27 protein-coding genes are annotated in these 24,597 nt (G+C 66.5%); 19 read left to right on the forward strand and 8 right to left on the reverse strand.

Features of this window, described 5'->3' with window-relative positions:
- The first annotated feature begins 27 nt into the window (after positions 1–27).
- The 3 genes from SBP01_RS01815 (at position 28) to SBP01_RS01825 (ending at position 2,820) form a co-directional block, all read left to right on the forward strand.
- Entirely contained in the window at positions 28–1,110 is a 1,083-nt protein-coding gene (locus SBP01_RS01815) for a Ku protein (RefSeq protein ID WP_320537289.1), read from the forward strand.
- A gap of 436 nt (positions 1,111–1,546) precedes the next feature.
- Positions 1,547–2,395, forward strand: coding sequence for a class I SAM-dependent methyltransferase (locus SBP01_RS01820; RefSeq protein WP_275213935.1), 849 nt, complete (start codon positions 1,547–1,549; stop codon positions 2,393–2,395).
- Positions 2,392–2,820: an SRPBCC domain-containing protein gene (locus SBP01_RS01825; RefSeq protein WP_275213936.1), complete on the forward strand. Its 429-nt coding sequence runs from the start codon at positions 2,392–2,394 to the stop codon at positions 2,818–2,820. Before SBP01_RS01820 ends, SBP01_RS01825 begins: the two co-directional genes overlap by 4 nt.
- Before the next feature lie 167 nt (positions 2,821–2,987).
- Here SBP01_RS01825 and SBP01_RS01830 read toward each other — a convergent pair whose 3' ends face one another.
- The 5 genes from SBP01_RS01830 to SBP01_RS01850 form a co-directional block, all read right to left on the reverse strand.
- Entirely contained in the window at positions 2,988–3,266 is a 279-nt protein-coding gene (locus tag SBP01_RS01830) for an HPr family phosphocarrier protein (RefSeq protein ID WP_320537290.1), read from the reverse strand.
- A 68-nt stretch (positions 3,267–3,334) separates the two neighbouring features.
- Positions 3,335–5,413 (reverse strand): fructose-specific PTS transporter subunit EIIC, encoded by a 2,079-nt coding sequence (locus SBP01_RS01835; protein WP_275213938.1) that lies wholly within the window; start codon positions 5,411–5,413, stop codon positions 3,335–3,337.
- Positions 5,414–5,415: 2 nt separating this feature from the next.
- On the reverse strand, positions 5,416–6,435 hold the full coding sequence (locus tag SBP01_RS01840) for a hexose kinase (RefSeq protein ID WP_320537291.1): 1,020 nt from the start codon (positions 6,433–6,435) through the stop codon (positions 5,416–5,418).
- Positions 6,432–7,274 carry a DeoR/GlpR family DNA-binding transcription regulator gene (locus tag SBP01_RS01845; RefSeq protein ID WP_320537292.1) on the reverse strand — a complete coding sequence of 281 codons (843 nt, stop codon included), beginning with the start codon at positions 7,272–7,274 and terminating at the stop codon, positions 6,432–6,434. Before SBP01_RS01845 ends, SBP01_RS01840 begins: the two co-directional genes overlap by 4 nt.
- Positions 7,275–7,508: 234 nt before the next feature.
- Entirely contained in the window at positions 7,509–7,766 is a 258-nt protein-coding gene (locus SBP01_RS01850) for a DUF6458 family protein (RefSeq protein ID WP_275213941.1), read from the reverse strand.
- 208 nt (positions 7,767–7,974) lie between these two features.
- On the opposite strand from SBP01_RS01850, the gene SBP01_RS01855 reads away from it, so the two are divergent.
- The 5 genes from SBP01_RS01855 (at position 7,975) to SBP01_RS01875 (ending at position 13,765) form a co-directional block, all read left to right on the forward strand.
- On the forward strand, positions 7,975–8,592 hold the full coding sequence (locus tag SBP01_RS01855) for an alpha/beta hydrolase (RefSeq protein WP_275213942.1): 618 nt from the start codon (positions 7,975–7,977) through the stop codon (positions 8,590–8,592).
- A gap of 315 nt (positions 8,593–8,907) precedes the next feature.
- Positions 8,908–9,651, forward strand: a complete 744-nt coding sequence (locus tag SBP01_RS01860; RefSeq protein ID WP_275213943.1) for an HAD family hydrolase — start codon at positions 8,908–8,910, stop codon at positions 9,649–9,651.
- 74 nt (positions 9,652–9,725) lie between these two features.
- Positions 9,726–12,068, forward strand: coding sequence for a glycoside hydrolase family 65 protein (locus SBP01_RS01865; protein ID WP_320537293.1), 2,343 nt, complete (start codon positions 9,726–9,728; stop codon positions 12,066–12,068).
- Between the two features lie 145 nt (positions 12,069–12,213).
- Positions 12,214–13,026 carry a hypothetical protein gene (locus SBP01_RS01870; protein ID WP_275213945.1) on the forward strand — a complete coding sequence of 271 codons (813 nt, stop codon included), beginning with the start codon at positions 12,214–12,216 and terminating at the stop codon, positions 13,024–13,026.
- Entirely contained in the window at positions 13,016–13,765 is a 750-nt protein-coding gene (locus SBP01_RS01875) for a LamB/YcsF family protein (RefSeq protein WP_275213946.1), read from the forward strand. Before SBP01_RS01870 ends, SBP01_RS01875 begins: the two co-directional genes overlap by 11 nt.
- On the opposite strand, the gene SBP01_RS01880 is transcribed toward SBP01_RS01875, so the two are convergent.
- Positions 13,762–15,111 carry a DUF445 domain-containing protein gene (locus tag SBP01_RS01880; RefSeq protein WP_320537294.1) on the reverse strand — a complete coding sequence of 450 codons (1,350 nt, stop codon included), beginning with the start codon at positions 15,109–15,111 and terminating at the stop codon, positions 13,762–13,764. The genes SBP01_RS01875 and SBP01_RS01880 overlap by 4 nt on opposite strands.
- 50 nt (positions 15,112–15,161) lie before the next feature.
- On the opposite strand from SBP01_RS01880, the gene SBP01_RS01885 reads away from it, so the two are divergent.
- The 5 genes from SBP01_RS01885 (at position 15,162) to SBP01_RS01905 (ending at position 18,116) form a co-directional block, all read left to right on the forward strand.
- Positions 15,162–16,070 carry a glycerophosphodiester phosphodiesterase gene (locus SBP01_RS01885; protein WP_275213948.1) on the forward strand — a complete coding sequence of 303 codons (909 nt, stop codon included), beginning with the start codon at positions 15,162–15,164 and terminating at the stop codon, positions 16,068–16,070.
- A gap of 69 nt (positions 16,071–16,139) precedes the next feature.
- Complete coding sequence (locus SBP01_RS01890; RefSeq protein WP_320537295.1) at positions 16,140–16,694, forward strand: hypothetical protein; 555 nt, start codon at positions 16,140–16,142, stop codon at positions 16,692–16,694.
- A complete protein-coding gene (locus SBP01_RS01895; RefSeq protein WP_275213950.1) occupies positions 16,655–17,434 on the forward strand; it encodes an AzlC family ABC transporter permease in 780 nt (259 codons plus the stop codon). Before SBP01_RS01890 ends, SBP01_RS01895 begins: the two co-directional genes overlap by 40 nt.
- Positions 17,431–17,742: an AzlD domain-containing protein gene (locus SBP01_RS01900; RefSeq protein ID WP_275213951.1), complete on the forward strand. Its 312-nt coding sequence runs from the start codon at positions 17,431–17,433 to the stop codon at positions 17,740–17,742. The genes SBP01_RS01895 and SBP01_RS01900 overlap by 4 nt, the downstream gene beginning before the upstream one ends.
- A gap of 110 nt (positions 17,743–17,852) precedes the next feature.
- On the forward strand, positions 17,853–18,116 hold the full coding sequence (locus SBP01_RS01905) for a hypothetical protein (protein WP_320537296.1): 264 nt from the start codon (positions 17,853–17,855) through the stop codon (positions 18,114–18,116).
- A gap of 379 nt (positions 18,117–18,495) precedes the next feature.
- On the opposite strand, the gene SBP01_RS01910 is transcribed toward SBP01_RS01905, so the two are convergent.
- Both SBP01_RS01910 and SBP01_RS01915 read right to left on the reverse strand, forming a co-directional pair.
- Positions 18,496–18,714 carry a hypothetical protein gene (locus SBP01_RS01910; protein ID WP_320537297.1) on the reverse strand — a complete coding sequence of 73 codons (219 nt, stop codon included), beginning with the start codon at positions 18,712–18,714 and terminating at the stop codon, positions 18,496–18,498.
- A gap of 169 nt (positions 18,715–18,883) precedes the next feature.
- Positions 18,884–19,519 (reverse strand): TetR/AcrR family transcriptional regulator, encoded by a 636-nt coding sequence (locus SBP01_RS01915; protein ID WP_275213954.1) that lies wholly within the window; start codon positions 19,517–19,519, stop codon positions 18,884–18,886.
- 120 nt (positions 19,520–19,639) lie between these two features.
- Here SBP01_RS01915 and SBP01_RS01920 point away from each other — a divergent pair, with 120 nt between their 5' ends.
- From SBP01_RS01920 to SBP01_RS01945, 6 genes are all read left to right on the forward strand, one after another.
- Positions 19,640–19,963, forward strand: coding sequence for an MTH1187 family thiamine-binding protein (locus SBP01_RS01920; RefSeq protein WP_275213955.1), 324 nt, complete (start codon positions 19,640–19,642; stop codon positions 19,961–19,963).
- Between the two features lie 32 nt (positions 19,964–19,995).
- On the forward strand, positions 19,996–20,673 hold the full coding sequence (locus SBP01_RS01925; RefSeq protein ID WP_320537298.1) for an O-methyltransferase: 678 nt from the start codon (positions 19,996–19,998) through the stop codon (positions 20,671–20,673).
- Between the two features lie 80 nt (positions 20,674–20,753).
- Positions 20,754–21,233 carry a DNA starvation/stationary phase protection protein gene (locus tag SBP01_RS01930; RefSeq protein ID WP_320537299.1) on the forward strand — a complete coding sequence of 160 codons (480 nt, stop codon included), beginning with the start codon at positions 20,754–20,756 and terminating at the stop codon, positions 21,231–21,233.
- A gap of 59 nt (positions 21,234–21,292) precedes the next feature.
- Entirely contained in the window at positions 21,293–22,330 is a 1,038-nt protein-coding gene (locus tag SBP01_RS01935) for a hypothetical protein (protein WP_414004315.1), read from the forward strand.
- Positions 22,324–23,754: a PIG-L family deacetylase gene (locus SBP01_RS01940; RefSeq protein ID WP_320537300.1), complete on the forward strand. Its 1,431-nt coding sequence runs from the start codon at positions 22,324–22,326 to the stop codon at positions 23,752–23,754. The genes SBP01_RS01935 and SBP01_RS01940 overlap by 7 nt, the downstream gene beginning before the upstream one ends.
- Positions 23,747–24,502 (forward strand): glycosyltransferase, encoded by a 756-nt coding sequence (locus SBP01_RS01945; RefSeq protein WP_320537301.1) that lies wholly within the window; start codon positions 23,747–23,749, stop codon positions 24,500–24,502. Before SBP01_RS01940 ends, SBP01_RS01945 begins: the two co-directional genes overlap by 8 nt.
- Positions 24,503–24,597: the final 95 nt, after the last annotated feature.

The raw sequence follows: 24,597 nt of genomic DNA on the forward strand, positions 1-24,597 counted from the left end.
CGGCCTGCGGTGATGTTCACTTGAGGGATGAGAGCCATCTGGAAAGGTGCCATCGCGTTCGGCCTGGTCAACGTGCCCGTGAAGGTCTACAGCGCTACCGAGGATCATGACATCAGTCTCCACCAGGTCCACAATGCCGACGGCGGCAGGATCCGATACCAGCGCCGGTGTGAGGTCTGCAGCAAGATCATCGACTACTCGGACATCGAGAAGGCGTATGAGGAGGACGGCCGCACCGTGGTGCTGTCCAAGGAGGAGCTCAAGTCCATTCCGGCGGAGAACAGTCACGAGATCGAGGTTGTCCAGTTCGTGCCGTCCGAGCAGCTGGAACCCATGATGTTCGAGAAGAGCTACTACCTGGAGCCGGACTCCAAATCGCCGAAGGCCTACGTCTTGCTGCGCCGGGCCCTGGAGGACACGGACCGGGTGGCTATCGTGCAGTTCGCCCTGCGCGAGAAGACCCGCCTTGGAGCGCTGCGCATCAAGGACGAGGTGCTGGTGCTGCAGTCCCTGCTGTGGCCTGATGAAGTCCGGGAGGCCAGCTTCCCTGCCTTGGATGAGTCCGTCCGGATCTCTGCCCAGGAGCGGGAAATGTCCGCGGCGCTGGTGGAGTCCATGGCCGCTGACTTCGAACCGGACCAGTTCACCGATGACTATCAGGTGCAGCTCCGGAAGCTCATCGAGGCCAAGCTGGAGAAGGGCGATGCGCTCAATACCGACGAAACCTTCGGTGCGGAAGCGGGCGAAGGCGGCAAGGGCGAGGTCATCGACCTGATGGAGGCGCTGAAGCGCAGCCTCGACCGGAAGCGTGGCGGTGCGTCCGCCGCGGCATCCGGGTCTGATGGGTCCGAGTCTGATGAGTCGGGGGCGGACGACGCCGATACTGAAGAAAGTGCCGAAGGTTCCGCCGCGAAGGCTCCCGCCAGGCGCACCGCAAAGTCCGCCGGGGCCAAGACTGGCGCGGCCGCCAAGGCTCCTGCCGCCAAATCCACCACCGCCAAATCCACCACCGCGAAGTCGACCGGCGCCGCTAAGCCGGCAGCGGCGAAGTCCACGGCTTCGAAACCTGCGGCGAAGACGGCCGCAACGCGGTCCAGAAAGGGTGCCTGAGGCGCTTTCCGGACGGGCATTCGGTAACAGCGCGGGCTGGACGGTGGCAGGTACGATGGCCGCCGCCTAGGATTTCCGCAGGGTGGGGATGAGTTCGCGCTTCTTCTTGGCCGAGTAGCCGGGAAGTCCAATTGCATTGGCGTCGGCTTTGAGCGGCATGTCATCCTCCTTCAAAAGTTGCGGGAGGCCGGAAGGCTTGGCCGCCCGGTTCAGCCGCAGGGGAGCGGGCCGTGGGAGCCTTGAACCTGTAGCCGTTTACCCCTCTGCTGGTGAGGTTTCCACGCTAATTCCGGCGGCGGGCAAAAACAAGGAAGCGCTAAGTTTGCTTGCTTTCGCGATGTGCTGCCTCCACAATGGGTCGCATCGCAGCCTCCACTGTGCCAACAGCGTGCTGTCACTCACAACCTGTCAAGGGAGACGGAGAGGGGCACCGAAAATGACTGACAAAACGGCCGTGGACGAAGCCGACCGGGAACTGAAGCAAAAGCATCGCGCCATGTGGGCCTCCGGGGATTACCCCGCCCTGGCCAGCGAGCTCGTCAACGATCTTGGGGCTATCCTGGTTGAGGCCGCCGGCATCAGACCCAAACAACGAGTACTCGATGTCGCTGCCGGCGCCGGCAACGCGGCCATTCCCGCAGCCATGATGGGGGCAACGGTCATTGCCAGCGATCTGACCCCGGAACTGTTCGAGGCCGGGAGGCACCAGGCAGCCGATCGTGGCGTTGAGCTGGAATGGGTGGAAGCGGACGCGGAGGCCCTGCCGTTCCCGGACAACGAATTCGACGTCGTCACGTCCTGCCTGGGCGTGATGTTTGCGCCGCACCACCAGGCGGGCGCCGATGAAATTGTTCGCGTTTGCAAACCCGGCGGCACCATCGGCCTGCTCCATTGGACGCCCGAAGGTTTCATCGGCAAGATGTTCGCAGCGATGAAGCCCTTCGCGCCGCCGCCTCAGCCCGGGGCGCAGCCGCCACCGCTGTGGGGCAGCGAAGACCATGTGCGGGAGCTCTTTGGCGATCGGATCACGGACATCCACGCCGAGAAGCGGACCCTTACCGTTCACAGCTTCCACCAACCGGGGGATTTCCTGCGGTACTTCAAGTCCCACTACGGCCCCACCATCGCGGTCTACAAATTCCTCGGCGAGGACCAGGAGAAATCCCAAGCCCTGGACGCGGCCCTCACGGAGCTTGCCGATTCGTTCGGCGATGCCCACGGCGACGCCGCATGGCAGATGGAATGGGAATACCTGCTGCTCACCGCCAAAAAGGCCCGGGCATGACGGGGCACGTGGCCACGGCCGCCATTACCATCGACGCGCCTGCCAGCCGCGTCTGGGACGTCATGACGGACCCGGCGGCCGTGAAGGAGTTCATGTTCGGGGCCCGGCTGGTCACCGACTGGACCGTTGGCGGGCCCATCCTGTGGCGCGGCGAGTGGGAAGGGAAGCCGTACGAAGACAAGGGAACCATTCTGGAGATAAAGCCAGGCAGGAAGCTGGTCCACACGCATTTCAGCGCGCTCAGCGGGGGTGAGGACCAACCGGAAAACTACCACACCCTGACCTGGACCCTTGATGAGAAGGATGGGAGAACCAGGCTCACGCTCGCCCAGGACAACAACCCCAGCGAAGAGGCGGCCGAGCACTCCAAAGGCATGTGGGACATGCTCGTTGCGGACGTCAAGAAGATCGCCGAGCGCCCCTGACCCAACTAGGTAGCGCTATGTGTCGTTTTGGACGCCCAAAACGACACATAGCGCTACTCACTTGGGCGGGCGGGGATTAAAGCGGGCGGCCGCCGTCGTAGTCTCCCCGCGCAGGAGAGAAGTACGACGGCGGCCGCCCGGCTTTGGTGCCTCAGCGGGGGTAGCCGCTACGCGGCGTCGTGATCCGTTTCCAGGATCTGGACCAGACGCTCCAGGGCATCGTCCGCGCCGGTGCCTTCAGCGCGGAGCACCACAACGTCGCCGTGGGATGCACCCAGGCTCATCAGGGACAGGATGCTGGCCGCGTCCATGGCCTCATCGGCCGGCTCGCCTTCGCGGGCAATGGTGATGTCCAGGTCGAACTCGCCGGCTGCTTCGGCAAAGATAGCGGCAGGGCGGGCGTGCAGGCCCACGCGGCTGGCGACGGTTGCGGTACGTTCTGGCATTGTTGCTCCTTTTATCATTCGGCGCCTGTTCGTTCAGCGCCCGGAAAATCGTTGGTGGTACGGCCGGGTCAGACAGTTGCGGGAACGGTCTCCACGCTAGCAGTCGGCTCCGGCTGGCGGACGGCCCAGCGCTTGAGGGCGATGACCGCCAGCGCACTGACAATGGTTCCGGCCACGATGGAGATGACGAACATCGCCAGGTTGCCGATGGCGAAGAACACGAAGATTCCGCCGTGGGGGGCCTGTGAGGTGACGCCGGTGGCCATGCACAGGGCTCCCGTAAGGGCGCCGCCCACCATGCTGGCGGGGATGACCCGCAGGGGATCGGCGGCGGCGAACGGGATGGCGCCTTCGGAGATGAAGGAGGCACCCAGCAGCCAGGCTGCCTTGCCGTTTTCGCGCTCGGCGAGGCTGAAGAGCTTCTTGTCCAGCGTGGTGGCCAGGGCCATTGCCAGCGGCGGCACCATGCCGGCAGCCATCACGGTTGCCATGATCTGCCACGGGGCCTGGTTGGTGGCACTTCCGGCGCTCAGGCCGGCAACAGCGAACGCGTAGGCCACCTTGTTGACCGGGCCGCCGAGGTCGAAGCACATCATGAGTCCAAGGATGATGCCGAGGACCACAGCGGAGACGCCGGTCATGCCGGTGAGCCAGGAGTTCAGGGCGGTGGTGATGCCGGCAATGGGGCCGCCGAGGACCAGGAACATCAGGCCGGAGGCAAAGATGGAGGCCAGGAGCGGGATGATCACCACGGGCATCAGGCCGCGCAGCCAGCGGGGCACCTGCCAGGTTCCGATCAGGTGGGCCATGTAGCCGGCCAGCAGGCCGCCGACGATGCCGCCGAGGAAGCCGGCACCCATGAACCCGGATACCGCACCGGCGACGAAACCTGGTGCAATGCCGGGCCGGTCGGCGATGGCGTAGGCGATGTAGCCTGCCAAGGCGGGGACCAGGAAGCCCATGGACAGGGCGCCGATCTTGAACAGGACGGCGCCGAGGTAGATCGCCAGGCCGCCTTCGGGGAGGTTGCCGAAGTTGTTCGCCACCACCACCTTGTCCGCGACGCTGGTGATGTTATAGCCGCCGAGCAGGAAGCCCAGAGCGATCAGGAGGCCGCCACCGGCCACAAACGGGATCATGTAGCTGACACCGGTGAGCAGTGCACGCTTCAGCTTCTGGCCGATGTGCTCGCCCTTTTCGGCTTCGGCCTGCTGGGCCTGCTCCTCCGCACCGAAGTGCGGCACCCGGCGGGCGTGCGGATCGGTTGCAGCGGCAAGCGCTTCCCGGACCATTTTGGCGGGCTCGTCGATGCCGCGCTTGACCGGGGCGTTGATGACGGGCTTGCCGGCAAAGCGCTCCTTGCCGCGAACGTCCACGTCCACTGCGAAGATCACGGCGTCCGCAGCGGCAATGACGGCGGGGTCCAGCGGCTTGGCGCCGGAGGAGCCCTGGGTTTCCACCTGCAGGTCCACGCCCATTTCCTGGGCTGCGGCTACCAGTGAGTCGGCGGCCATGTAGGTGTGGGCGATGCCCGTGGGGCATGCCGTGACGGCTACCAGGCGCCTGGGCCCTGATGCGGCGCTGTCGGCTGAGCCGGTCGAAGCCGCCGCAGCACCCGCGGCGGAGGCGCCGGAAGCAGTACCCGCAGCGGCAGGTACGGCCTCAGCGGGTGCCGTGGCCGCGTGGGCGGCCGGCTTGTCTGCCAGTGCGCCGTCCACGAGTTCCACAATTTCCGCCTCCGAGGAAGCGTTGCGGAGGGCAGCGGTGAAGTCCTTCTTGATCAGAGACCGGGCCAGCTTGGACAGCAGCTTAAGATGCTCCTGGTCCGCTCCGTCCGGGGCGGCGATGAAGAAGATCAGGTCGGCGGGGCCGTCCTTGGCGCCGAAGTCCACTTTGGGGTTCAGCCGGGCCATCGCAAGGGTGGGCTCCACGACGGCTGCCGAGCGGCAGTGCGGGATGGCAATGCCGCCGGGAATGCCGGTGGCGGTCTTCTGCTCACGGGCGAAGGCGTCGGCAAAGAGGCCTTCAACTTCTGATGCGCGGCCGGTGGCAGCAACTTTGCTGGCCAGGTGCCGGATCACATCCTCGGGCGAGGTGCCCAGGTTCTGGTCGAGCTCGACCAGTTCGGTGGTGATGAGCTGAGTCACTGTCAATCCTTTCGAAGGGCCGTGATGGTTACGGCATCCGGGGTGGTTTGGTGGACTGCCGGGACTGTGGAGCCCGGCAGGGAGGCGGCGGCGGCACCATGGGCCACCGCCTGACGGAGGCAATCGGCCGGGGCGGCGCCCAGGCCGTGGGCGAGCAGATAGCCAGCCAGCGATGAATCGCCCGCGCCGACAGTACTGACCGCGGCGACCGGCGGATGCGTGGCCAGCCACGCGCCGTCGGCCGTTACCAGCACAGCTCCCTTGGATCCGAGAGTTGCCAGTACAGCACCCACACCGGAACGCACGACGGCGGCGGCGGCCGCTGCGGCGGCCTCCGGGTCCGCTTCAAGTTCCTCTGCGGTGAACGCCGTGGCGTAGCCGGCTGCTGCAGCCAGTTCCGCCAGTTCCTCGGCGTTGGGTTTTAACAGGTCCGGTTTCCCGGAGATCGTGTCCCCCGAAGCGTCAGCGACGGCGGCGGCGAGCGGAGCGCCGGAGGAGTCGACGGCGATCAGCGGCGCGCCGCCGCCGTCGGCCGCCGGACCGGGGCCGGCGGCACCCTGACGCAGCCGCCGGGCCGCCGTGGCGTAAAAGTCTGCCGGGAAACCGGGGGGCAGGGAGCCGGCCAGGATGACCCAGCTGGCACCGCGGGCGCGCTCCAGCAGCAGGCCGATCAGGGCTTCCTGCTCGTCCGCGCTGAGCACGGGCCCGGGTTCGTTGATCTTGGTGGTCACGCCGCCGGGCTCGGTGAGGGCAACGTTCGTGCGCAGCGGCTCGTCGATGCCCAGGGCCGCAAACGGCACCTTGTCGTGGCGAAGCCCCGCGAGGACGGGATCACTGTCCGCGCCCGGGAGGACCGCGAGGGTCTCCACCCCGGAGGCGCACAACGCCCGCGAGACGTTGACGCCCTTGCCGCCCGATTCCTGGCTGACCGAAACCGCGCGCTGGACTTCGCCGCGTTCCAGAGGGCCGGGGAGGGCCACGGTGCGGTCCAGGCTGGGGTTGGCCGTGAAGGTGACAATCATGCGATCACCACGTCAACGCCGGCGTCCGTGAGAGCGGCTGTGAGTTCCGGGCCGGGCTCGCTGTCTGTAATCAAGGTGTCCAGATCTTTCAGGGAGGCGAACTGGACCAGGGTTTCCGCGTCCAGCTTGGAGGAATCGGCCAGCACCACGATGCGGCGCGCCGAATGGACGAAGGCTGCCTTGACGGCCGCTTCTTCAGGATCGGGGGTGCTGAGGCCAAAGCTTGCGTTGATGCCGTTGGTGCCGATGAACGCGATGTCCGGGCGCAGCCGTTGAGCGGCCTCCACGGTGGCCTGGCCAACGGCCGCCTGGGTGAGGCCGCGTACCCGGCCGCCCAGGATTTGGAGTGCGATTCCGGGTGCGCTGGCCAGCCGGGCGGCAATGGGAACGGCGTGGGTAATAACGACGAGTTCGGGTACGGACGAGTTGCCGTGCGGCATTCCGGACGCCGCTCCCGAAGCTCCGTTGCCGGAGTTGCCGACGGCGGGGCGCCGGGAGAGGAGGTCCGCCAGCGCTTCGGTGGTGGAGCCGGCATCGAGCAGGAGGCTTCCGGACTTACCCTGCGGGATCAGGGCCAGGGCCGCCTGGGCGATGCGGAGCTTCTCGTCTGGCCGCTGGATTGACCGTTCGTTGATGCTTTCCTCCGACGTGCTGAAACGGTCCGCGGCCACAGCCCCGCCATGGACGCGGCGGACGGTGCCCGCTGTTTCGAGGGTGGCGAGGTCGCGGCGGATGGTTTCTGTAGTGATGCGGAAGCGTTCGGCCAGCACGGTCACGCTGACCCTGCCGGTGCCGGCCACAAGCTCGGCGATCTTCTGCTGGCGCTCCTCGGCGAACACATACCCTCCGTTGCGTAAAGTGCTGAAATTCCTGTGACTGGCATCACGTGATGTTGAATTACTTGACTTTATCTTTGTCTGTGTGGGTTTGTCAACGAAAACCAAAAAAACACAGAATTGCGGCGGTAGGCCGCGGAAACCAAAAGCCGGGCCGGACCACGGTGGTCCGGTCCGGCTTTTCGGGTTACCCGTTGACGTTTCCGTCCGGGCCTTGGTGGCGCTTTCGTCCGGGACTTACAGCCCGCCGTCGCGGCTTTCGTTGCGCGTGATGCGCTCGCCGGTGTTGGGGTCAACCACCGAGCGGGTTTCGCTGACCCTGCGGCTGCGTCCGGGGGAGGCCAGGATGAGCGAGGCGATCAGCCCGATCACGCCAACCGCCATCAGGATGTACCCAATCAAAACCTGGTCCACGAAAGGGATCAGGCCCGGAGCGACGGCCCAGGCCAGAATGGCGCCGAGGGCAATAAGGAAGATTGCGGAACCGATTCTCATGACTTGCTCCTTGTTGTTCGAGTACATGGTGGTGCCGAATTGATAAGCATGCTGTGCTCTCTCGCACACGCTACAGCGCGGCTCAGCCCGATTCAATGACCATGAGCCCGTGCCGTGACCGCACCCGGGCGGCATCGTGACTGTTCAGCGGCGTTCCTGGCAGTGTTTGATGAATCGCGCCGCTCCCTCGGATCGCTAGGCTGGTCCGATGGAGACAGTTGTTTGGTCCAAGCCGGAAGCCGAGCGGGAAGGTACGCCGCTGCTGGTGCTGATGCACGGCTACGGCACGGATGAGTCCCGCATGGTGCGCCTGTTCGACTATCTCCCGCCCGACTTCACGTGCGCGGCGCTCCGGGCCCCCATGGTGATCGGGGACCATTACGGCTGGTTCCTGCTGGACTATTTTCTGGCCAACGACTTTGCTGACGTCATCAGCGCCACCAACGCCGTCCACACCTGGATCGGCTCGGTCAGGGGCAAGCACAGCAGCGTGAGCCTGATGGGCTACTCCCAAGGCATGGCCATGGCCAGCACCCTGCTGCGCCTGCACCCCGGGAGCTATAAGGCGACAGTGGGGCTGTCTGGGTTTGTGCTGGACAATGAACTCCTCTCCCTCACCGACTCCTTTGAGTCCCCGCCGCCGTTCTTCTGGGGCCGGGACAAGGCAGACTTGGTGATCAACGAGGAAGCCACGGAGTACACGGCTCAATGGTTGGAAAAGAACACACGGCTGACCGCCCGGACGTATCCCGGCATGGGCCACGCGATGAGCAAGTCCGAGATGGTGGATGTCAGCGCCTTCCTCCGCCACTACGTCCTCGGCTGAGCTTCCCGGTCTCGCTGACGGGCAAATCCAGGCCGGTTCCGTCCGTGCCAGGTTGTCACGCCGCATTATCGCCTTCATCATGGAAGAAGACGATTTTTCAGCAGCCCACCGGCCCGCCATGGTTTACGCCATGCCCCTAGCCGCTGCTGCCGATCCAGCGGACACCGTGGCCCGCGATTTCCTCTCCGCTTTTGCGCACCGGCGCCCAGCTGCGGAGGCCAGCCCCGCATTTTCCTGCTTGTGTACCTGCTTGTTGATTTCTGCCTTCCTGAGCTACGCCCCTATGGCTGCCCGCCGTCTGAAAGGACATTGCGCATGACTGACGTTCTAGAAACCCGGAACTCCGCCTGGACCAGCGCTTCCGCGATCCTCTTCGACCTCGACGGCGTGCTGACGCCCACGGCCACGGTCCACGAACGGGCGTGGAAGGAACTTTTCGACGGCTACCTGGCGTCCCGTCCCGACGTGCCTGGCTACCGCGAGGAGGACTATTTCGACCATATCGACGGCAAGCCGCGGTTCGACGGCGTCCGGGACTTCCTGGCGTCCCGCGGGATCGTACTCCCGGAAGGGGAAGAACACTCCTCCACCGCGGAGTCCGCAGAGCCCACCGTGCAGGGACTGGGCAACCGCAAGAACCAGGTCTTCAATGACATCGTCAGCGCCGGCGTCGAGCCGTTTGAGGGGTCGGTGCGCTTCCTGGAAGCCGCAGTGGCCCGCGGACTGAAGGTCGCCGTCGTCTCCTCATCCCGGAACGCCCCGGCCGTCCTGAAGGCAGCAGGCCTGGACGGACACTTCGAAATCGTGGTTGACGGGGTGGTGGCCGCAGCCAAGGGCCTGCCCGGCAAACCAAGCCCCGCCACCTACACCTACGCGGCGCAGCTACTGGGCCTTCCCAGCGAAGAATGCGTGGTGGTTGAGGACGCGGTCTCCGGTGTCCAGGCCGGACACGCGGGCAGCTTCCACTCCGTGATCGGCGTCGACAGGGGCGCCGGCCGGCAGACACTGCTCGAAGCCGGAGCCACCAGCGTGGTCAACGACCTCCAGGAACTCCTCTAACCAGCCTCCGGCCGCGCAGCCGGCCCGACGCAGACCTCCAAGACCCAGCACCACGCCAAAAGGATCGCAACACCATGGCTCTCATCACCGCTGACCGTGAACGGTTCCCCGACACCCCCTGGCAGCTTGTGGAAACACACCACGAACCGGGCAATGCGGGCACCCTGGAAACGCTCTTTGCCCTGGGCAACGGGCACCTTGGCATCCGCGGTGCCCACTGGGCCGCGTCGGATGCCGAGCTTCCGGGCAGCTTCATCAACGGCCTGCACGAAATCTGGGACATCAAGCATGCGGAGAACGCGTTCGGTTTCGCCCGGACCGGGCAGCGGATCATCTACATCCCGGACGCGAACAACTTCACGGTCATCATCGACGGCGAGACCCTCTCGCTCGCGGAGTCAGACGTGCTGGACTACCGCCGCGCAGTCGACTTCGCCACGGGCATCTACGAATGCCGCGTCACCTGGCACTGCCGCTCCGGCGCCACCGTGACCACCACCGAGCGCCGGGCGGTGGGCTTCGCCTCGCGCGGCAGCCTGGGCATTTCCTTGGAAGTCGCCTCGGACCGCGAGATTTCCGCCGACGTGACGTCATCGGTGATCAACCGCCAGGACCAGCCGGTGGAGGACCACTCCGCGCATGACCCGCGCCGCGCCGGCCGGCACGCGGGACGGGTCCTGCTTCCCGTCAGGACCGACGGCGGCGACGGCTCACTCCGGCTCTCATGGCAGGCCGCGGAATCCGGGCAGCGCGTGGGGATGGCAGTGGATCACTGGACGTCCACCGGCCAGCAGTGTTTTGAAACGGTGGCCGGCGAAGACGACAGCAGCGTCCGGTACGTCCTGGCGGTGCGTGCCGGGGAGCCGTTCCGGCTCGAGAAGAGCGTCAGCTACGCCGCCGGCCGGGGCGTCCAGGACTCGGAGCATGACGCCGCGGAAACCGCCGAAGCCGGGCTCCGGCCCGTGGAGGACATCTTCACCGAGAGCCGGGAGCACTACCGCGCGTACTGGGCCACGTCCGACATCGTGGTGGGCGGCCAGCCCCAGCTCCAGCAGGCCATCCGCTGGAATCTGTTCCAGCTGGCACAGGCGACTGCCCGGGCTGACGTCGCGGGCATCCCGGCGAAAGGCGTGACCGGCTCAGGCTACGAGGGACACTATTTCTGGGACCAGGAGGTCTACCTCCTGCCGTACCTCACCTACACCAATCCCGACGCCGCCCGCCAGGTTCTGGAATTCCGCCACGACATGCTGCCGGCAGCCAAGATCCGGGCCAAAGAACTCAGCGTGGACGGTGCCCTCTTCCCGTGGCGCACCATCAACGGCCTGGAAGCCAGCGCCTACTACGCCGCCGGCACGGCACAGTTCCATATCGCCGCGGCCATCGCGTTTGCCACCAGCCGCTACATGTGGGCCACCGGGGACGAAGCGTTCCGCGAAGGCATGGGCGCCGAGCTGCTAATCGAAACCGCGCGCATGTGGGCGTCGCTGGGCTTCTTCGGCAAGGACGGGCTCTTCCACATTCACGGCGTCACGGGCCCGGACGAATACACGGCGGTTGTCAACGACAACCTGTACACCAACGTTATGGCCCGCTTTAATCTGAGCGCCGCCGCGGCCGTGGAACACCCGGCCATCGATGACGCCGAACGCCAGCTCTGGGTGCAGGCTGCCAACCGCATGCAGCTGCCTTTCGATGAGGACCTGGAGGTCTACTCGCAGGATAACGACTTCATGACGCTGGAGCCCTGGGACTGGACCACACCCAGGTCAAAGTACCCGCTGCTGCTGCATTTCCACCCGTTGGTGATCTACCGGCACCAGGTGCTGAAGCAGGCGGACACCGTGCTGGCCATGTTCCTGCAGTGGCAGGACTTCACCGCGGAGGAAAAACGCCGCGCCTTCGATTTCTACGATCCCATCACCACCGGCGATTCCACCCTTTCAGCATGCGTGCAGGGGATCATGGCCGCTGAAGTGGGTCATCCCGAAGCGGCGTTGGACCACTTCACCAACGCGGCGTTCATCGACCTGGATGACACCCACGGCAACACCATCGACGGCGTGCACATTGCCTCCACCGGCGGCGTGTGGAGTTCGCTGGTGTGCGGTTTTGCCGGCCTTCGGGACCAGGGCCACATGCCGTTCTTCGATCCGCGGCTTCCGGCTGAATGGGATTCGCTGACCTTCCACCTGAAGGTCCGCGGCCGCCTGCTGCGGGTGGAGCTCGACGCCGGTGCCCTCACCCTCAGCGTCCGCAGCGGCGGCCCGCTGGATGTGGATGTCCGCGGCCGGATTCTCCGGGTCGGCCCGGAGCCGCTCCGCGTGGTGCTGGAACCTTTCGAGTGCCCCGAGCCCACGGTCTTCCCCGGCGGACCGCCCACGGCAAGTCTTCCCGTCGTCCACGCGCTCGGCTGACGCGCCCGGGCGTTGGCGCTTCTCCGCCCCCCTGGGCGGGGATTGGCCGGCAGGAACGCTACTTAGTGCAAAGCACCCTTAGTGTTAAGGGAGGACCGCAGCCAAACAGCCGGCGGCCAGACGTACTACAGAAGCAGAGGTGACCATGGCCAAGCGCAGCAATCCCGCAGTACGCATCGCCCAGGAGACCGCCCACAACGCGGTGTTCGACGCCGAGGGCAAGCCGAAACCCGGTGTCCACAACGTGCTCCTGAGGGCAGTCGAAATCCAGCGGCCATTGGTGCTTGCCTATGTCCGGCGGCTGCAGCGCAAACACCCCCGCGCCAGCGCCGCAAAACTCGCGGAAATCCTGGAGCGGGACTACCTGCGGGCCGTGACCGGCGGCGGCGCGATCGTCGGGGCAACTGCCGTTGTGCCCGGCGTCGGAACGGTGGCCTCGCTGGGGCTCTCGGCCGCGGCCACCGTCGGTTTCCTCGAGGCCACGGCGCTCTACGCCACCTCGCTGGCGGAACTGCACGGCATCCGCCTGACCAACCCGGACAAGGCCAGCACCATGGTGATGGCCATCATGCTGGGTGAGGAAGGGACCGCCCTGCTTGGAACGCTGAGCGGGCAGGCCATGGGAAAGGGCAACAGCCCCACCAAGGTATGGGGAAACGCGCTGTCCAAGTCCATGCCCACGGGTTTCGGTGCCATCCGGAGCAAGATCCAGAAGGCCTTCCTGAAGAACCTGCTCAAACGCCAGGGCTCAGCACTGATTGGCCGGGCATTGCCGTTCGGCATCGGCGCGGTGGTGGGCGGGGGCGGCAACCTCATCATGGGCCGGGCGGTGGCGGCGAACGCCAAGGAGGCGTTCGGCCCGATGCCCGATACGATTCCGGGAGAGCTCAAAGCCCCAGCGGCGGACAACGCCAGCATGGCCCACAACACCCTGGAGGGTACAAACCTTGGATCTTAACGCTGACCTCGGCGAATCGTTCGGCTCGTGGACCATGGGCGATGACGCCGCGATGTTCCCCCTGGTGACCAGCGCCAACGTGGCCTGCGGCTTTCACGCGGGGGACCCCGTGACGATGCTCGACAGCTGCCGCGCCGCCTTCGAGCTCGATGTGACCGTGGGTGCGCACGTGGGCTACCGGGACCTGGCCGGCTTTGGCCGCCGGTCCCTGGACATGTCCTTCGACGAGCTTTTCGGGGACGTGCTGTACCAGCTGGGCGCGCTCGACGGCGTGGCGCATGCCGTGGGTGCCTCCGTTGACTACGTCAAGCCGCACGGCGCGCTCTACAACCGTCTGGTGCACGATGAAGAGCAGGCATCAGCCGTGGTGGCAGCCATACAAGCGTACGACCCAGGGCTCCCCATCCTTGGCCTGCCCGGTTCGCAGCTCCTGGTCCAGGCCAGGGAAGCCGGACACCCGGTTTTTGTGGAGGCTTTTGTGGACCGGGCTTACCAGGCGGATGGCACGCTGGTGCCCCGCTCGCATGAGGGCGCCGTCCTGCATGAGGTCGGCCCCATCGTGGAGCGCGCAGTTCGGCTCGCAACCAAGGGGGAGGTCGTGGCCGTGGACGGAACCGTCGTCCAGGTCCGGCCGGATTCGCTGTGCATCCACGGCGATACCCCGGGTGCTGTAGAGATGGCCACCGCGGTCCGGGCCGGGCTCGAAGCCGCCGGTGTCGAGTTGGAGTCCTTCGCCTAGCCGAACACCAGGTGGGCCGCGCTGAAGATGGCCAGCCCGGCGAGGGAGCCCACCACCGTGCCGTTGATCCGGATGAACTGCAGGTCCTTGCCCACCTGGAGCTCGATCTTCTGTGAGGTTTCCTCGGCGTCCCACCGCGCCACGGTGTCCGTGATGACCCCGGCGATGTCCGAGCGGTAGGTGCGGACCAGGTAGCCGGCGGCGTCGCCGATCCAGGCGTTCACCTTGCCGGCCAGGTCGGGATCAACCACCAGGCGGGTGCCGAAATCGTGCACGGCGGCCTTGAACTTGACGGTCAGTTCGCTGTGCGGATCGTCTACGGCGCTGAGCAGCGCAGCCTTGATGGTGCCCCACGTGCGGGACGCCAGCTCCCGGACCTCGGGATCGCCCAGGACCTGCGCCTTAATGCCTTCGGCCCGGGCGATCATCACGGGGTCGTGCTGCAGGTCCTGCGCGAGCGACGTCAGGTAGGTGTCGATGGACTGCCGGACCTGGTGCTGCGGATCGGCCTGGACGGCCTTGGTGAACTTGAGGATTTCGACATACACCTTGTCGCCCACGAGCCCGTCCACGAACTGCGGGACCCACTGCGGGGACCGGTCAGACACCAGCCGGCTCACCGTTTCGTGGTTGTCCCGGACCCAGTCCACCGTCCGGTCCACGAGCAGGTCCACCAGGGTGTGGTGGTGTCCGTCAGCGAAGATCCGCTCAGCGAGGCGTCCCACCGGAGGCCCCCACGGCGGAGTGAGCAGATGCTTGCGGACCATCGACTCGATCACGGCCTGCACGTCGTCGTCGTTGAGTACCTTGAAGGCGCCGCGGATGACCGCGGCCCCTTCCTTGGCCACGCGCTCGGCGCCGCCGGGACCGGACAGCCACGCGCCGGCCTTCCGGGCTACGTCCACCGACGCGAGCTTCTCCTGGACCACCTGCTCGGACAGAAAATTGGTCTCAACAAACTCGCCCAGTGACGCCCCGATCTGGTCCTTGCGGCGCGGGATAATGGCGGTGTGCGGGATCTTGATGCCCATGGGGTACTTGAACAGTGCGGTCACGGCGAACCAGTCGGCCAGCGCGCCCACCATGCCGCCCTCAGCCGCGGCGCGGACATACTGCAGCCACGGGTACTCCTTCTGCAGCGCGAACGCGAAGACAAAAATGACGGCCATGCCAATGAGCAGGCCCAGCGCCACCAGCTTCATCTTCCGCAGCGCCGCCGCCTTTTCAGCGTCGCCGGCACTGAGGTGCTGACCGACGACGGCGGCCCCGTTCTTCGCCCTCAGCGGGTCCGCACGCGGGGGCCGGGATGGAGACTGACGGGTAGTTGGCTCAGAGTTCACCTGCATGAGCCCAGCCTAGTCGCGTACGTCAGGGCCTGTTCCGCTAGCGTGTCCTCATGACATTCGACGAGTCTGTTCCGGACCGGCCCCTGGTGTACGCCCACCGGGGCTCCAGTGCCGCCTTTGCCGAACACACCCGCGCTGCGTACCTCCAGGCCATTGCCGACGGCGCCGACGGGGTTGAGTGCGATATCCACCTCACACGCGATCAGCACGCGGTGCTGCTCCATGACGCCAACCTGGACCGCACCTCGGACGGGACCGGCCCGGTGGCGGACCGAACGCTGGCAGAGTTGCGGCTGTTGGACTTTTCGTCGTGGAAAGGCGTCCGGATTCCGGAAAAGTACGGCGCCCGCTCGGAGCAGCTGCTGACCCTGCCGGAACTCCTGGACATCCTCCGCGGCGCCGGCCGGCCCATCGGGCTGGCCATCGAACTCAAACACCCCAGTCCCTATCAGCTGAAGCTGGAGGACCGGGTGCTTGAGGTGCTCCACAATGAAGGCTGGGACCCCGCGACCTCCACCGTGGACAACATCAGTGTCTCGTTTATGAGCTTCAGCCCGGACTCGGTCAAGCATTTGCTGAAGAAGGTCACGGCCGCGCATATCTGCCAACTGGTGGACGACATCGACGTCGATGAAATCCGGGACGAACTGAGCCTGGGAACGCTGGCGGGCGCCGCCGTCGCCAACGTGATGAAGTCGGCCCAGCTTGAAGGCGAAAGAATTCTTGACGACTGCGAGGTAGGGCTCGCCGGCCCGGGGATCATGTACATCCGCGAGCACGCCCGGACCGTCCAGCGCTGGCTCGAATCCGGCCGCCGCTTCCGTGTCTGGACTGTGGACACGGAACGCGATGTGGCCCTGTGCCAGGGACTGGGCGTCCACGAGATCACCACCAACAAACCAGCCAGGGTGCTGGCCCAGCTCCGGTCGGGCAGCCAACAGGCCCCGCTGCCGTCCTGACCCGGGCCTCCGCCACCGGCTGAATGGCGGCTTTTAGCAGCGGACGTTCCGCTGTGATTGAGTGGAGCCATGCCATTTCGCTGGTCCGGCCGGGCCGTCCAAACCATCTCCACAGGAGCACTGAGCGCACTGCTGCTGACCAGTGCCATGAAGCACTTCCGCGAACCGCGCTTCTTCGCGCAGGTTGTCCCGGACTACCTCTGCCGCGACGCTCCGGGCAATGACCCCGAGGCGCCCCGCCTTGGCCCCGGCAGCGCGGATCCAGGCGCGGACCCGGGCAGTGCGGGCCCAAGCAGTGCGGGTTCCACTGACGCACCGCACGACGGCGGCGGGCGGCCTTTGGCTGTTATGACCCGGCTGGAATGGATTGCGGTGAGCGGACTGCTGGAGGCGGGTGCCGCCGTCGTACTCCTGATCCCGGCCACGCGGCGGGCGGCGGCCACCGCCGTCAGCGGCATGTTCACGGTGTTCCTGGCCGGCCACGTGGCAGCCCTCCGCCGCGCCTATGGCCCCACGGGCACGCCCACGGAGCGCCGGGCGCATACCGCCAGGCTTCCCCTGCAGGTCCCGCTCATCCTGTGGGCATGGAGCCTGCGGGGCGTCCCGGCCCGGACGCGGCAGTGAAGCTTCTCGCCTCGCCTGCCGTTCGGGTGGGTCTGTCCATCAGCATCGCCACCGGTCTGTACGGCATTTCCTTCGGCGCCCTGTCCGTCACGTCCGGCCTGGATTTCTGGCAGACCATGGCGCTGAGTCTCCTGCTGTTCAGCGGAGGTTCCCAGTTCGCGTTCATCGGCGTGGTGGCGGGTGGCGGTTCCGGCATCGCGGCGATGAGTGCGGCCACCCTCCTTGGCATGCGCAACGGCATCTACGGCATGCAGTTGAATGCGCTCCTGCGTCCGGCAGGGTGGCGGCGGTACGTCGCAGCACAGGTCACCATTGACGAGTCAACGGCCACCAGCACGGGTCAGACCGATCCTGCCGAGCAGCGACGCGGGTTCTGGACCGCGGGCATTGGCATCTACGTGCTCTGGAACCTCTTCACCGCGATCGGTGCCTTCGCCGGCAGCGGCCTGGGAGACCCGAAGCAGTGGGGCCTTGACGGGGCAGCGGTGGCCGCCTTCCTCGCCCTGTTGTGGCCCCGGCTCAAGGGGTTCGAACCTGCGGCGATCGCGGTGGCCTGTGCACTGGCCACCGTCCTCGCCGTGCCGTTCGTTCCAGCCGGCGTACCCATCCTCGTTGCGGCGCTGGTGGCCGCGGTGATCGGCTGGTTCAGCCATGGCCGCAGCGATGAAGGCTTGGAACCGGATGTGGATCCCTACCAGGAGACCCATAGGCACGGCACCACGAGGGAGGCAGACGCATGAACCTCTGGTTCTGGCTGCTGCTGGCGTGCATCCTGGCCTATGCCTGGAAACTGATGGGCTACCTGGTCCCCGCAAAGCTCCTGGAAGACCCGCGGATGTCCCGGGTGGCCGGAACCATGACCATCGGCCTCCTTGCCTCCCTTACGGTGGTCAATACGGTGGCCTCCGGGCAGGCCCTGGCAGCTGATGCGCGGTTGGGAGCGCTCGCCGCGGCCGCCATTGCGCTGGCCTTCCGGGCGCCGTTCCTGCTGGTGGTGGTTGTGGGCGCTGCAGCCGCCGGCCTGCTGCGTTTAGTCGGATGGAACTGAGCGGTTTAACTGGCTGGAACTGAGCGCAAAACCTAGTGGTGCGGCGCACAATCGCTGTAGCATGATTCTGGCTATGCAGTTGGCCATGGATTCTCCCGAGAGCACCGACCATGGAAATAAAGCTGCATGTAGCCCGTACCAGACCAGGCAAACCCCGCCACCCCACGGCAGGCGGATGGCGCGCTGGCCTGCCGGTCAAGCGTTTCTTCACCCGGTTCAGGTCCATGGCCGACTTACCGCCGGAGGACCTTGACATCCTCTCGGAACACATAAGACTGGCCTTGGATGTCACTCAGGAGCCAGGCATGGCCGCCTTGCATGCGGCGGTCCGGGCCGAGCTCAACAACAGGGAAGCGTCATCGTCCAACGACTGACCCCCGACGAGGTTCGGCTGTGACTCCAGGGTCGCGGCCGGAGAGGAGCCAGGTTATGAACGAACAGGCGCAGCACCAGCGACCGGAGGCCCAAGGCGCAGCCGATCACAAGGGTCTGGAACCGAAGTCACGGCCCATTTATGACACGAGCGCGTCAGAAGCCACGCGGGAAATGCGGGATACTTCCCGGCGCCGTCGTGACGCGGAGGAGAAGCTGCAGCAGCATCTGAGGGACGCCAAAGAGCATGTCCCGCATCAAAGGGACCCGGAGGCGCCGGCGGCTGAACGCGATTCTCACGCGTAGCCGGCGGGCCTTCGGGTCCGAACAGTGGAGGTTTACGGTTGGGTCCGGGTCAGTCGCGGACCTGGGCACAGTCGGCTAGGCGGACTGTTCATCCTCGGGAGGGGCGGTGCGGCGGGCGCTTTCTTCAACGGCCAGCTCGTACCAAACCTGCGCGCCGAGATCAGGGGCAGGTGTGTCGAGGTTCTGGTACAAAGCGTCCAGCAGATTCGCGAGCTCTTCCGCCGGCAACGTGGGAAGGACTTCTTCCGGTCCGCGCGGATCGTTGATGACCTGGGAGAGCTTCGAGTGATTCATGGCCGCCTCACGATTTCCGGGGGAGTGCCAAGAGAGTGGTGCATTTTTCGTCTCCTCTGGTGGTTTCAGAGGCTGGCTGCGTAACCCAGTTCGAGTCTAAGGCAACTGCTCAGGACTCTCAATGCACTGTTCGCCCGAAATTCGCGGCCCCAACGTCCGGGTGGAACGGTCAGTGGAACTGCGGGCCTTGGAGCTGCGAAACGGGCAGCGGGACGAAGGCGGGCAGCGGACGCCCGGTCCGTTCGGTGCGGATGGCATCCTCGATGAGCGCCACGGGCCGGCGCCAGGCATCTGACCCCGGTTCCATGGTGTCCACCACCCCGATCAGCATGGCGAGCAGGCGGAACATGTCTGTCAGCGAAATGTCCGGGCGGAGCGTGCCCTGTCCCTGGCCGCGGACCAGGAGGACGCCAATGGATTCCATCAGCGACCCGGAAATCCCGGTAAGGAGTTCGCGGCGCCCCGCCACGGCACCGAGGAGGTTCGCGTCTGCGCTGGCAGCGGCCATGATCGCCTCGATGACCCGGAGCAGTCCCGCGGCGGCGTCCATGCCCGCCACAGCCTCCTCAATGACGGGGTCCACTGTCTCCCGGAGTTGCCGGTTGAGGGCCGCCAGGACAAGTTCTTCCTTATCGGCGAAGTTCCGGAACAGGGTGGCGGGCCCGACTCCGGCCGTCGCGGCGATGGTCTGGAGGGGGACGTCCGGGCCGTGCTCGCGGAAGCACTGGCGGGCGGCCAGGATGATCTTGTCCACGTTCCGGGCAGCGTCTGCGCGTAGTGGCTTGCGGACGACAGCAATGCTCATTCGTTCAGGTTAGCAACGCGGCAGGCCGCGAACGTGGTTACCGGAGGGTAGGCGGTTATGTGACGTTCACCGGGGCGGGCGGCTGGTTTGCCCTGTCCTGCCGCATGGCAGACTTGGCCTATGTTGCTTGCATTTTCTGTTGCCCCGTCCGGTACGCCGGCCGACGGAACCCGCCCCGGTGACGCGTCAGTCCATGACGCGGTCGCGGCTGCGGTGAAAATTGTCAGGGACTCGGGCCTGCCGCATCAGACCGACTCGATGTTCACCACCATCGAGGGCGAGTGGGACGAAGTGTTCGACGTCGTCAAGCGCGCCACCGAGGCCGTGGGGCAGTTCGGCAGCCGGGTTTCGCTGGTCATCAAGGCCGATATCCGCCCCGGTTACACCGGTGAGCTCAAAGCCAAGGTGGAACGCCTCGAAAAGGCCCTTTCGGACGGTTCCTAGACCCTTTCGTAGCCGCGTGCCAGACTGTGGCCATGTTTGAGCACAAGACCCGGCCGGACTGGGTGGCGGTCGAAGAATTCCTCACGGCAACGGTGGTTCACCCCGACGAGGCTTTGCAGCGGGCCGTCAGCTCCGCCGTCGAGGCCGGGATGCCTCCCATCGAGGTGACGCCCAACGCCGGCAAGTTCCTCAAGCTCCTGGTGCAGATCTCGGGCGCCCGGCGGGTGCTGGAGATCGGGACGCTGGCGGCCTTTAGCAGCATCTGGATGGCGCGGGGACTGCCCGATGGCGGCAAGCTGGTGACGTGCGAATACCTCCCGAAACACGCGGACATTGCCCGGGCCAACGTGGCAGCGGCCGGGCTCGGCCACAAGGTTGAGATCCGGGTGGGCGCAGCACTGGACACCTTGGCGGCGCTGCACGCAGAGGGACACGAGCCCTTTGACTTTGTGTTCATTGACGCGGATAAGGAACACAACACCGACTACCTCGACTGGGCTGTGCGGCTGGGCCGCCCCGGAACGGTGGTGGTGCTGGACAACGCCGTGTGGGAGGGCGCGGTCCTTGAGCCGTCCATCGACGAGGCCAACGCACCTGGGATCATCAACGCACTGCAGGTGATGGGAAACCACCCGCAGCTTGATGCCACCGTCATCCAGACTGTCGGCTCCAAAGGGTGGGACGGGTTCGCCCTGGCCCGGGTCCGGTGACCGGCATTTCCTAAGTATGCTTAGAATTACTGTCCGGCCGAAGTCCGGTCCGGAACGGACACCCGCCCTGGAGGAATTTAATGAAAGCGTCACCCACCCTCGCCGGTAACCTTCAGCTGGTCCTGACCGACCTCGTGGAGCTCCACGTGCAGGGCAAACAGGCTCACTGGAACGTTGTGGGCACCAACTTCCGGGACCTCCACCTGCAACTCGACGAGATCATCGCCAGTGCACGCCTTTTCGCCGACCAGGCGGCCGAACGCATGCGGGCTTTGCATGCCCTCCCTGACGGCCGCAGCAAGACCGTAGCAGCAGGCACCCGGCTGGAGGAACTTCCCGGCGGGCTGATATCAACCAAGGACGCGGTCAAGCTGATGACGGCCAGGTTGGAACGGACGGTCAAGACCATGCGGGATGTCCACGACGAGGTGGATGAAGAGGATCCCACCAGTGCGGACCTGCTTCATGCGGCCATCGAGCGGCTGGAACAGCTGGCGTGGATGGTCATCGCAGAAACCATGGCCCCCTCCGTGGCGGTCACCGAACCGGCGGAGAAGTAGTCCTGGGCGGCCACGCTCGGGAAGCGAACGCGGAGCGCAGCCTTCCCCGGCCTGTCCGGCTGGTCTCAGCCGAATCCGAGCTCGCCCAATACAATGGCCTGCTCGACGCCGTCTCCTCCGCGGCCGGGGATGCCCCGGCGCTGCTGGCCCTTGCGCGGGAGGCGGGGACCAGCTGGCCGAAGCCCGGGCAGGGCCAGACCGGCCTGCTGTGGGAGTTGCTGGCCTCGGTCGCCAGCGTTGACGTGGGAGCCGGCCGCATCTTCGAGCCGCACCTGGATGCGCAGGCCATCCTGGCCCAGTCCGGCCGGCCGGTGGACGAACGCGGCGGTGCGTGGGGGGTTTTTGCGGCCGAAGGTCCGGGAACCCGTCTGGAAGCACAGGCCGACGGCGACGGCATCCTGCTGAGCGGCGCCAAGCCGTGGTGCTCGCTGGCCCCGCTGCTGGACCGTGCCATCATTACGGCCCATACCGAAACGGGGGCCCGGGCCGCCTTCGCCGTGGATCTGCGGCACCACGGCGTGACCTGCGAGGTGCCCGGGTGGGTGGCGCGCGGCCTGCGGGAAATTCCCAGCGGCACAGTCCACTTCAGCCGGGTGCCGGCTGTTCCCGTGGGCGGGGATGACTGGTACTTCAGCCGTCCCGGCTTTGCGTGGGGCGGCATGGGAGTCGCCGCCTGCTGGCTCGGCGGAGCCGTGGCCGTGGCCAGGGACTACCGTGAATCCTTGCAGGCCGCGGCCGGGAACGGACGGGAACCTGACCAGATCGCCCTCGCTGCCCTGGGGGAGGCGGACCGGACCCTGACCTCCACCCTCCAGTACCTGGGACGCACGGCTGAGTGGATCGACGGCGGGGGAGGCACCCGGGAGGCGGGACGCAGTGCGTGGAGCGAAGCGTTGCGGGTGCGCGGGACGGTAGCCGCCGTCGTCGAGCGTGTACTCTCGCTGGTCAGCACCAACCGCGGGCCGGGACCCCTGGCCTTCGACGAGCCCTATGCCAAGCGCATGGCCGACCTGGCGCTGTATGTGCGCCAGCACCACGGCATGCGGGACGATGCCCAGCTGGGAAGACTGACGCTTGGCGGGGATCAGCCGTGGTGACGTTCACGCATTCGGACCGGGGCACGGACGAACAGGACTGGGCTGCGAGCGGGCTGCCGGCATTGGCGGAGTTGCCCCTCGGGCCGCAGGAGCTGGGTGCCATGAGCTTTGTGGTGCTCGCGGCCCATCCGGATGACGAAACCCTCGGCGCGGGCGGCCTCTTGTCGCTGCTGCATTCCCTGGGCGCCGATGTGGACGTCCTGCTCTGCACCGCCGGCGAGGGCTCGCACCCCGACTCCACCACCGTGACCCCTGAACAGCTTGCCGCCACGCGGATTGAGGAATTCGGCGCCGCGATGGAGGTCCTGGGGCTGGCCGCGCACTGGCGGTTCCTGGGGCTGCCGGATGGCGGCCTGAAGGAACGGACAGCGGAGATCGCCGCGAGGCTGAGGGAAACCATCAGCCGGCGGCCTGGCCAGGACGCGCCGTCGAGGACGCCGCAGCAGCTGGTGATCGTGGCTCCGTACCGTGCTGACGGCCATCCCGACCATGAGGCCGCCGGCCTCGCTGCCGCGCAGGTTGCGCTGGAAGACGGGCACGCCCTGCTGGAATATCCCATCTGGTACTGGTTGTGGGCCTCCCCGGAAGACTCCGTCTGGCGCTCGTGGGCGCGGCTTCCCCTCGCCGCTGAACAGCAGGCAAGCAAGGCAGCCGCCATGGGTGCCCACGGCAGCCAGACGCGTCCCTTGTCTGCCTTGGCGGGCGACGAGGCGCTGCTTGGAGAGGGCTTCCTGAAACACTTCGAGCGGCCTTTTGAAACCTTTGCCTGGCACCGTGCAGCCCCGGCAAAGACTGCGGGCAGCGAATCCGGCGGTGCCGTTGCGCCGCACACGAGCGTGGATGCGCAGCGGATCTTTGATGCGGTGCACGCGAATTCCGGGGACCCGTGGCACTACACCACCAGCTGGTATGAGCGCCGCAAGCGCAGCCTGACCCTCGCCGCCTTGCCCCGGGAAGGGTATGAGTCGGGCCTGGAAATTGGCTGTTCCATCGGAACCCTGACCGAGGAGCTGGCTGGCAGGTGTGCCAGGCTCGTGGCTGTTGACGCCAGCAGCACCGCCCTGAAACTCGCCGCCGAGCGTCTTGCACCCTTTCCCGGCGTCACCACCCGTCAGCTCACCCTGCCCGGTGAGTGGCCCGAGGGCAGCTTCGACCTGGTGGTGGTCTCCGAAGTGGGCTACTACCTTGCGCCGTCGGAACTGGATCAGGTGCTGGGACGGATCAAATCGTCCATGGCCCCGGGTGGCACGCTGCTGCTGTGCCATTGGCGGCACCCGATCTCAGGGTGGGAGCTCGACGGCGATTCGGTGCACGCGGCTGCCCGGAGCGCCCTGCGCTGGGGGACGGCAGCGCTGTACCAGGAACGGGATTTTGTGCTCGAGACTTTCGTTGCTCCCGGCGATTCCGGTTCGACCGATGGCTGATGTGGGGCGAATAACGCAGGTGGCCGTGGTCATTCCGGTCCACAACGAGGAGCAGCTCCTCCCGCGGGCCCTCGCTGCGGTGCTCTCAGCGTCCGACGCCCTGCGGGTGAACCGGCCGGACACCGCTGTCTCCGTCCTTGTGGCGCTGGATAGCTGCACCGACGGTTCCGCGGCAGTCGCGGCAGACCTGGCTGCGGAAGACAGCCGCATCAGTCTCTTGCAGATTACGTTCCGCAATGTGGGGGGAAGCCGGCGGGCCGGCAACCGCGCCGCCCTGCTGGCAAGCACCCGGCAGGGCCTGCCCTATGCGTCGCCGCAGCTCTGGCTGGCCAACACGGACGCCGATTCCTGTGTCCCGCAGGGCTGGCTGCTGCGCCAGCTGGAGCTGGCCGACGGCGGTGCGGATGCCGTGCTCGGCACCGTGGAACCGGACCCGGAAGGCACCGAAAGCGAACTCCTGAGGCGCTGGCATGCCCGGCACCACTTGGGCGAGAACCATGCGCACGTGCACGGCGCGAATTTGGGCGTGCGGGCCTCCGCCTATGTGATGGCCGGCGGGTTTCCGCGTCTTCGCTCTCACGAGGACCGGGCATTGGTGGAGCGGCTCCGCCAGCATGGTGCCGCGGTGTGGTCCACGGACACCCTCCGGGTACGGACCTCAGGACGGACCGATGCCCGCGCACCCCAAGGATTCGCGGCCTATCTGCGCTCTCTCACCCAGGAGCCCGCGCCGGCCATGGAAGGCTGACCCGGCCATGGCAGGCTGACCCGAGTTCGACACGGGACACAAATAAAGCCTTGGGGGGCCGACGACGACTGGGGGGACTGGCCTCGGTCTCAGAA

Source organism: Pseudarthrobacter sp. IC2-21, assembly GCF_034048115.1.
Classification (GTDB): domain Bacteria; phylum Actinomycetota; class Actinomycetes; order Actinomycetales; family Micrococcaceae; genus Arthrobacter; species Arthrobacter naphthalenicus.

Bases quoted from the DNA above. Each gene is read 5' to 3' on its own strand.
- SBP01_RS01860 (WP_275213943.1), top strand. From the start codon at position 8,908: ATGACTGACGTTCTAGAAACCCGGAACTCCGCCTGGACCAGCGCTTCC.
- SBP01_RS01910 (WP_320537297.1), bottom strand. From the start codon at position 18,714: ATGAATCACTCGAAGCTCTCCCAGGTCATCAACGATCCGCGCGGACCG.
- SBP01_RS01820 (WP_275213935.1), top strand. From the start codon at position 1,547: ATGACTGACAAAACGGCCGTGGACGAAGCCGACCGGGAACTGAAGCAA.
- SBP01_RS01855 (WP_275213942.1), top strand. From the start codon at position 7,975: ATGGAGACAGTTGTTTGGTCCAAGCCGGAAGCCGAGCGGGAAGGTACG.
- SBP01_RS01830 (WP_320537290.1), bottom strand. From the start codon at position 3,266: ATGCCAGAACGTACCGCAACCGTCGCCAGCCGCGTGGGCCTGCACGCC.
- SBP01_RS01865 (WP_320537293.1), top strand. From the start codon at position 9,726: ATGGCTCTCATCACCGCTGACCGTGAACGGTTCCCCGACACCCCCTGG.
- SBP01_RS01890 (WP_320537295.1), top strand. From the start codon at position 16,140: ATGCCATTTCGCTGGTCCGGCCGGGCCGTCCAAACCATCTCCACAGGA.
- SBP01_RS01815 (WP_320537289.1), top strand. From the start codon at position 28: ATGAGAGCCATCTGGAAAGGTGCCATCGCGTTCGGCCTGGTCAACGTG.
- SBP01_RS01905 (WP_320537296.1), top strand. From the start codon at position 17,853: ATGGAAATAAAGCTGCATGTAGCCCGTACCAGACCAGGCAAACCCCGC.
- SBP01_RS01825 (WP_275213936.1), top strand. From the start codon at position 2,392: ATGACGGGGCACGTGGCCACGGCCGCCATTACCATCGACGCGCCTGCC.
- SBP01_RS01895 (WP_275213950.1), top strand. From the start codon at position 16,655: ATGGAGCCTGCGGGGCGTCCCGGCCCGGACGCGGCAGTGAAGCTTCTC.
- SBP01_RS01930 (WP_320537299.1), top strand. From the start codon at position 20,754: ATGAAAGCGTCACCCACCCTCGCCGGTAACCTTCAGCTGGTCCTGACC.
- SBP01_RS01850 (WP_275213941.1), bottom strand. From the start codon at position 7,766: ATGAGAATCGGTTCCGCAATCTTCCTTATTGCCCTCGGCGCCATTCTG.
- SBP01_RS01945 (WP_320537301.1), top strand. From the start codon at position 23,747: ATGGCTGATGTGGGGCGAATAACGCAGGTGGCCGTGGTCATTCCGGTC.
- SBP01_RS01900 (WP_275213951.1), top strand. From the start codon at position 17,431: ATGAACCTCTGGTTCTGGCTGCTGCTGGCGTGCATCCTGGCCTATGCC.
- SBP01_RS01925 (WP_320537298.1), top strand. From the start codon at position 19,996: ATGTTTGAGCACAAGACCCGGCCGGACTGGGTGGCGGTCGAAGAATTC.
- SBP01_RS01920 (WP_275213955.1), top strand. From the start codon at position 19,640: ATGTTGCTTGCATTTTCTGTTGCCCCGTCCGGTACGCCGGCCGACGGA.
- SBP01_RS01870 (WP_275213945.1), top strand. From the start codon at position 12,214: ATGGCCAAGCGCAGCAATCCCGCAGTACGCATCGCCCAGGAGACCGCC.
- SBP01_RS01840 (WP_320537291.1), bottom strand. From the start codon at position 6,435: ATGATTGTCACCTTCACGGCCAACCCCAGCCTGGACCGCACCGTGGCC.
- SBP01_RS01885 (WP_275213948.1), top strand. From the start codon at position 15,162: ATGACATTCGACGAGTCTGTTCCGGACCGGCCCCTGGTGTACGCCCAC.
- SBP01_RS01880 (WP_320537294.1), bottom strand. From the start codon at position 15,111: ATGCAGGTGAACTCTGAGCCAACTACCCGTCAGTCTCCATCCCGGCCC.
- SBP01_RS01915 (WP_275213954.1), bottom strand. From the start codon at position 19,519: ATGAGCATTGCTGTCGTCCGCAAGCCACTACGCGCAGACGCTGCCCGG.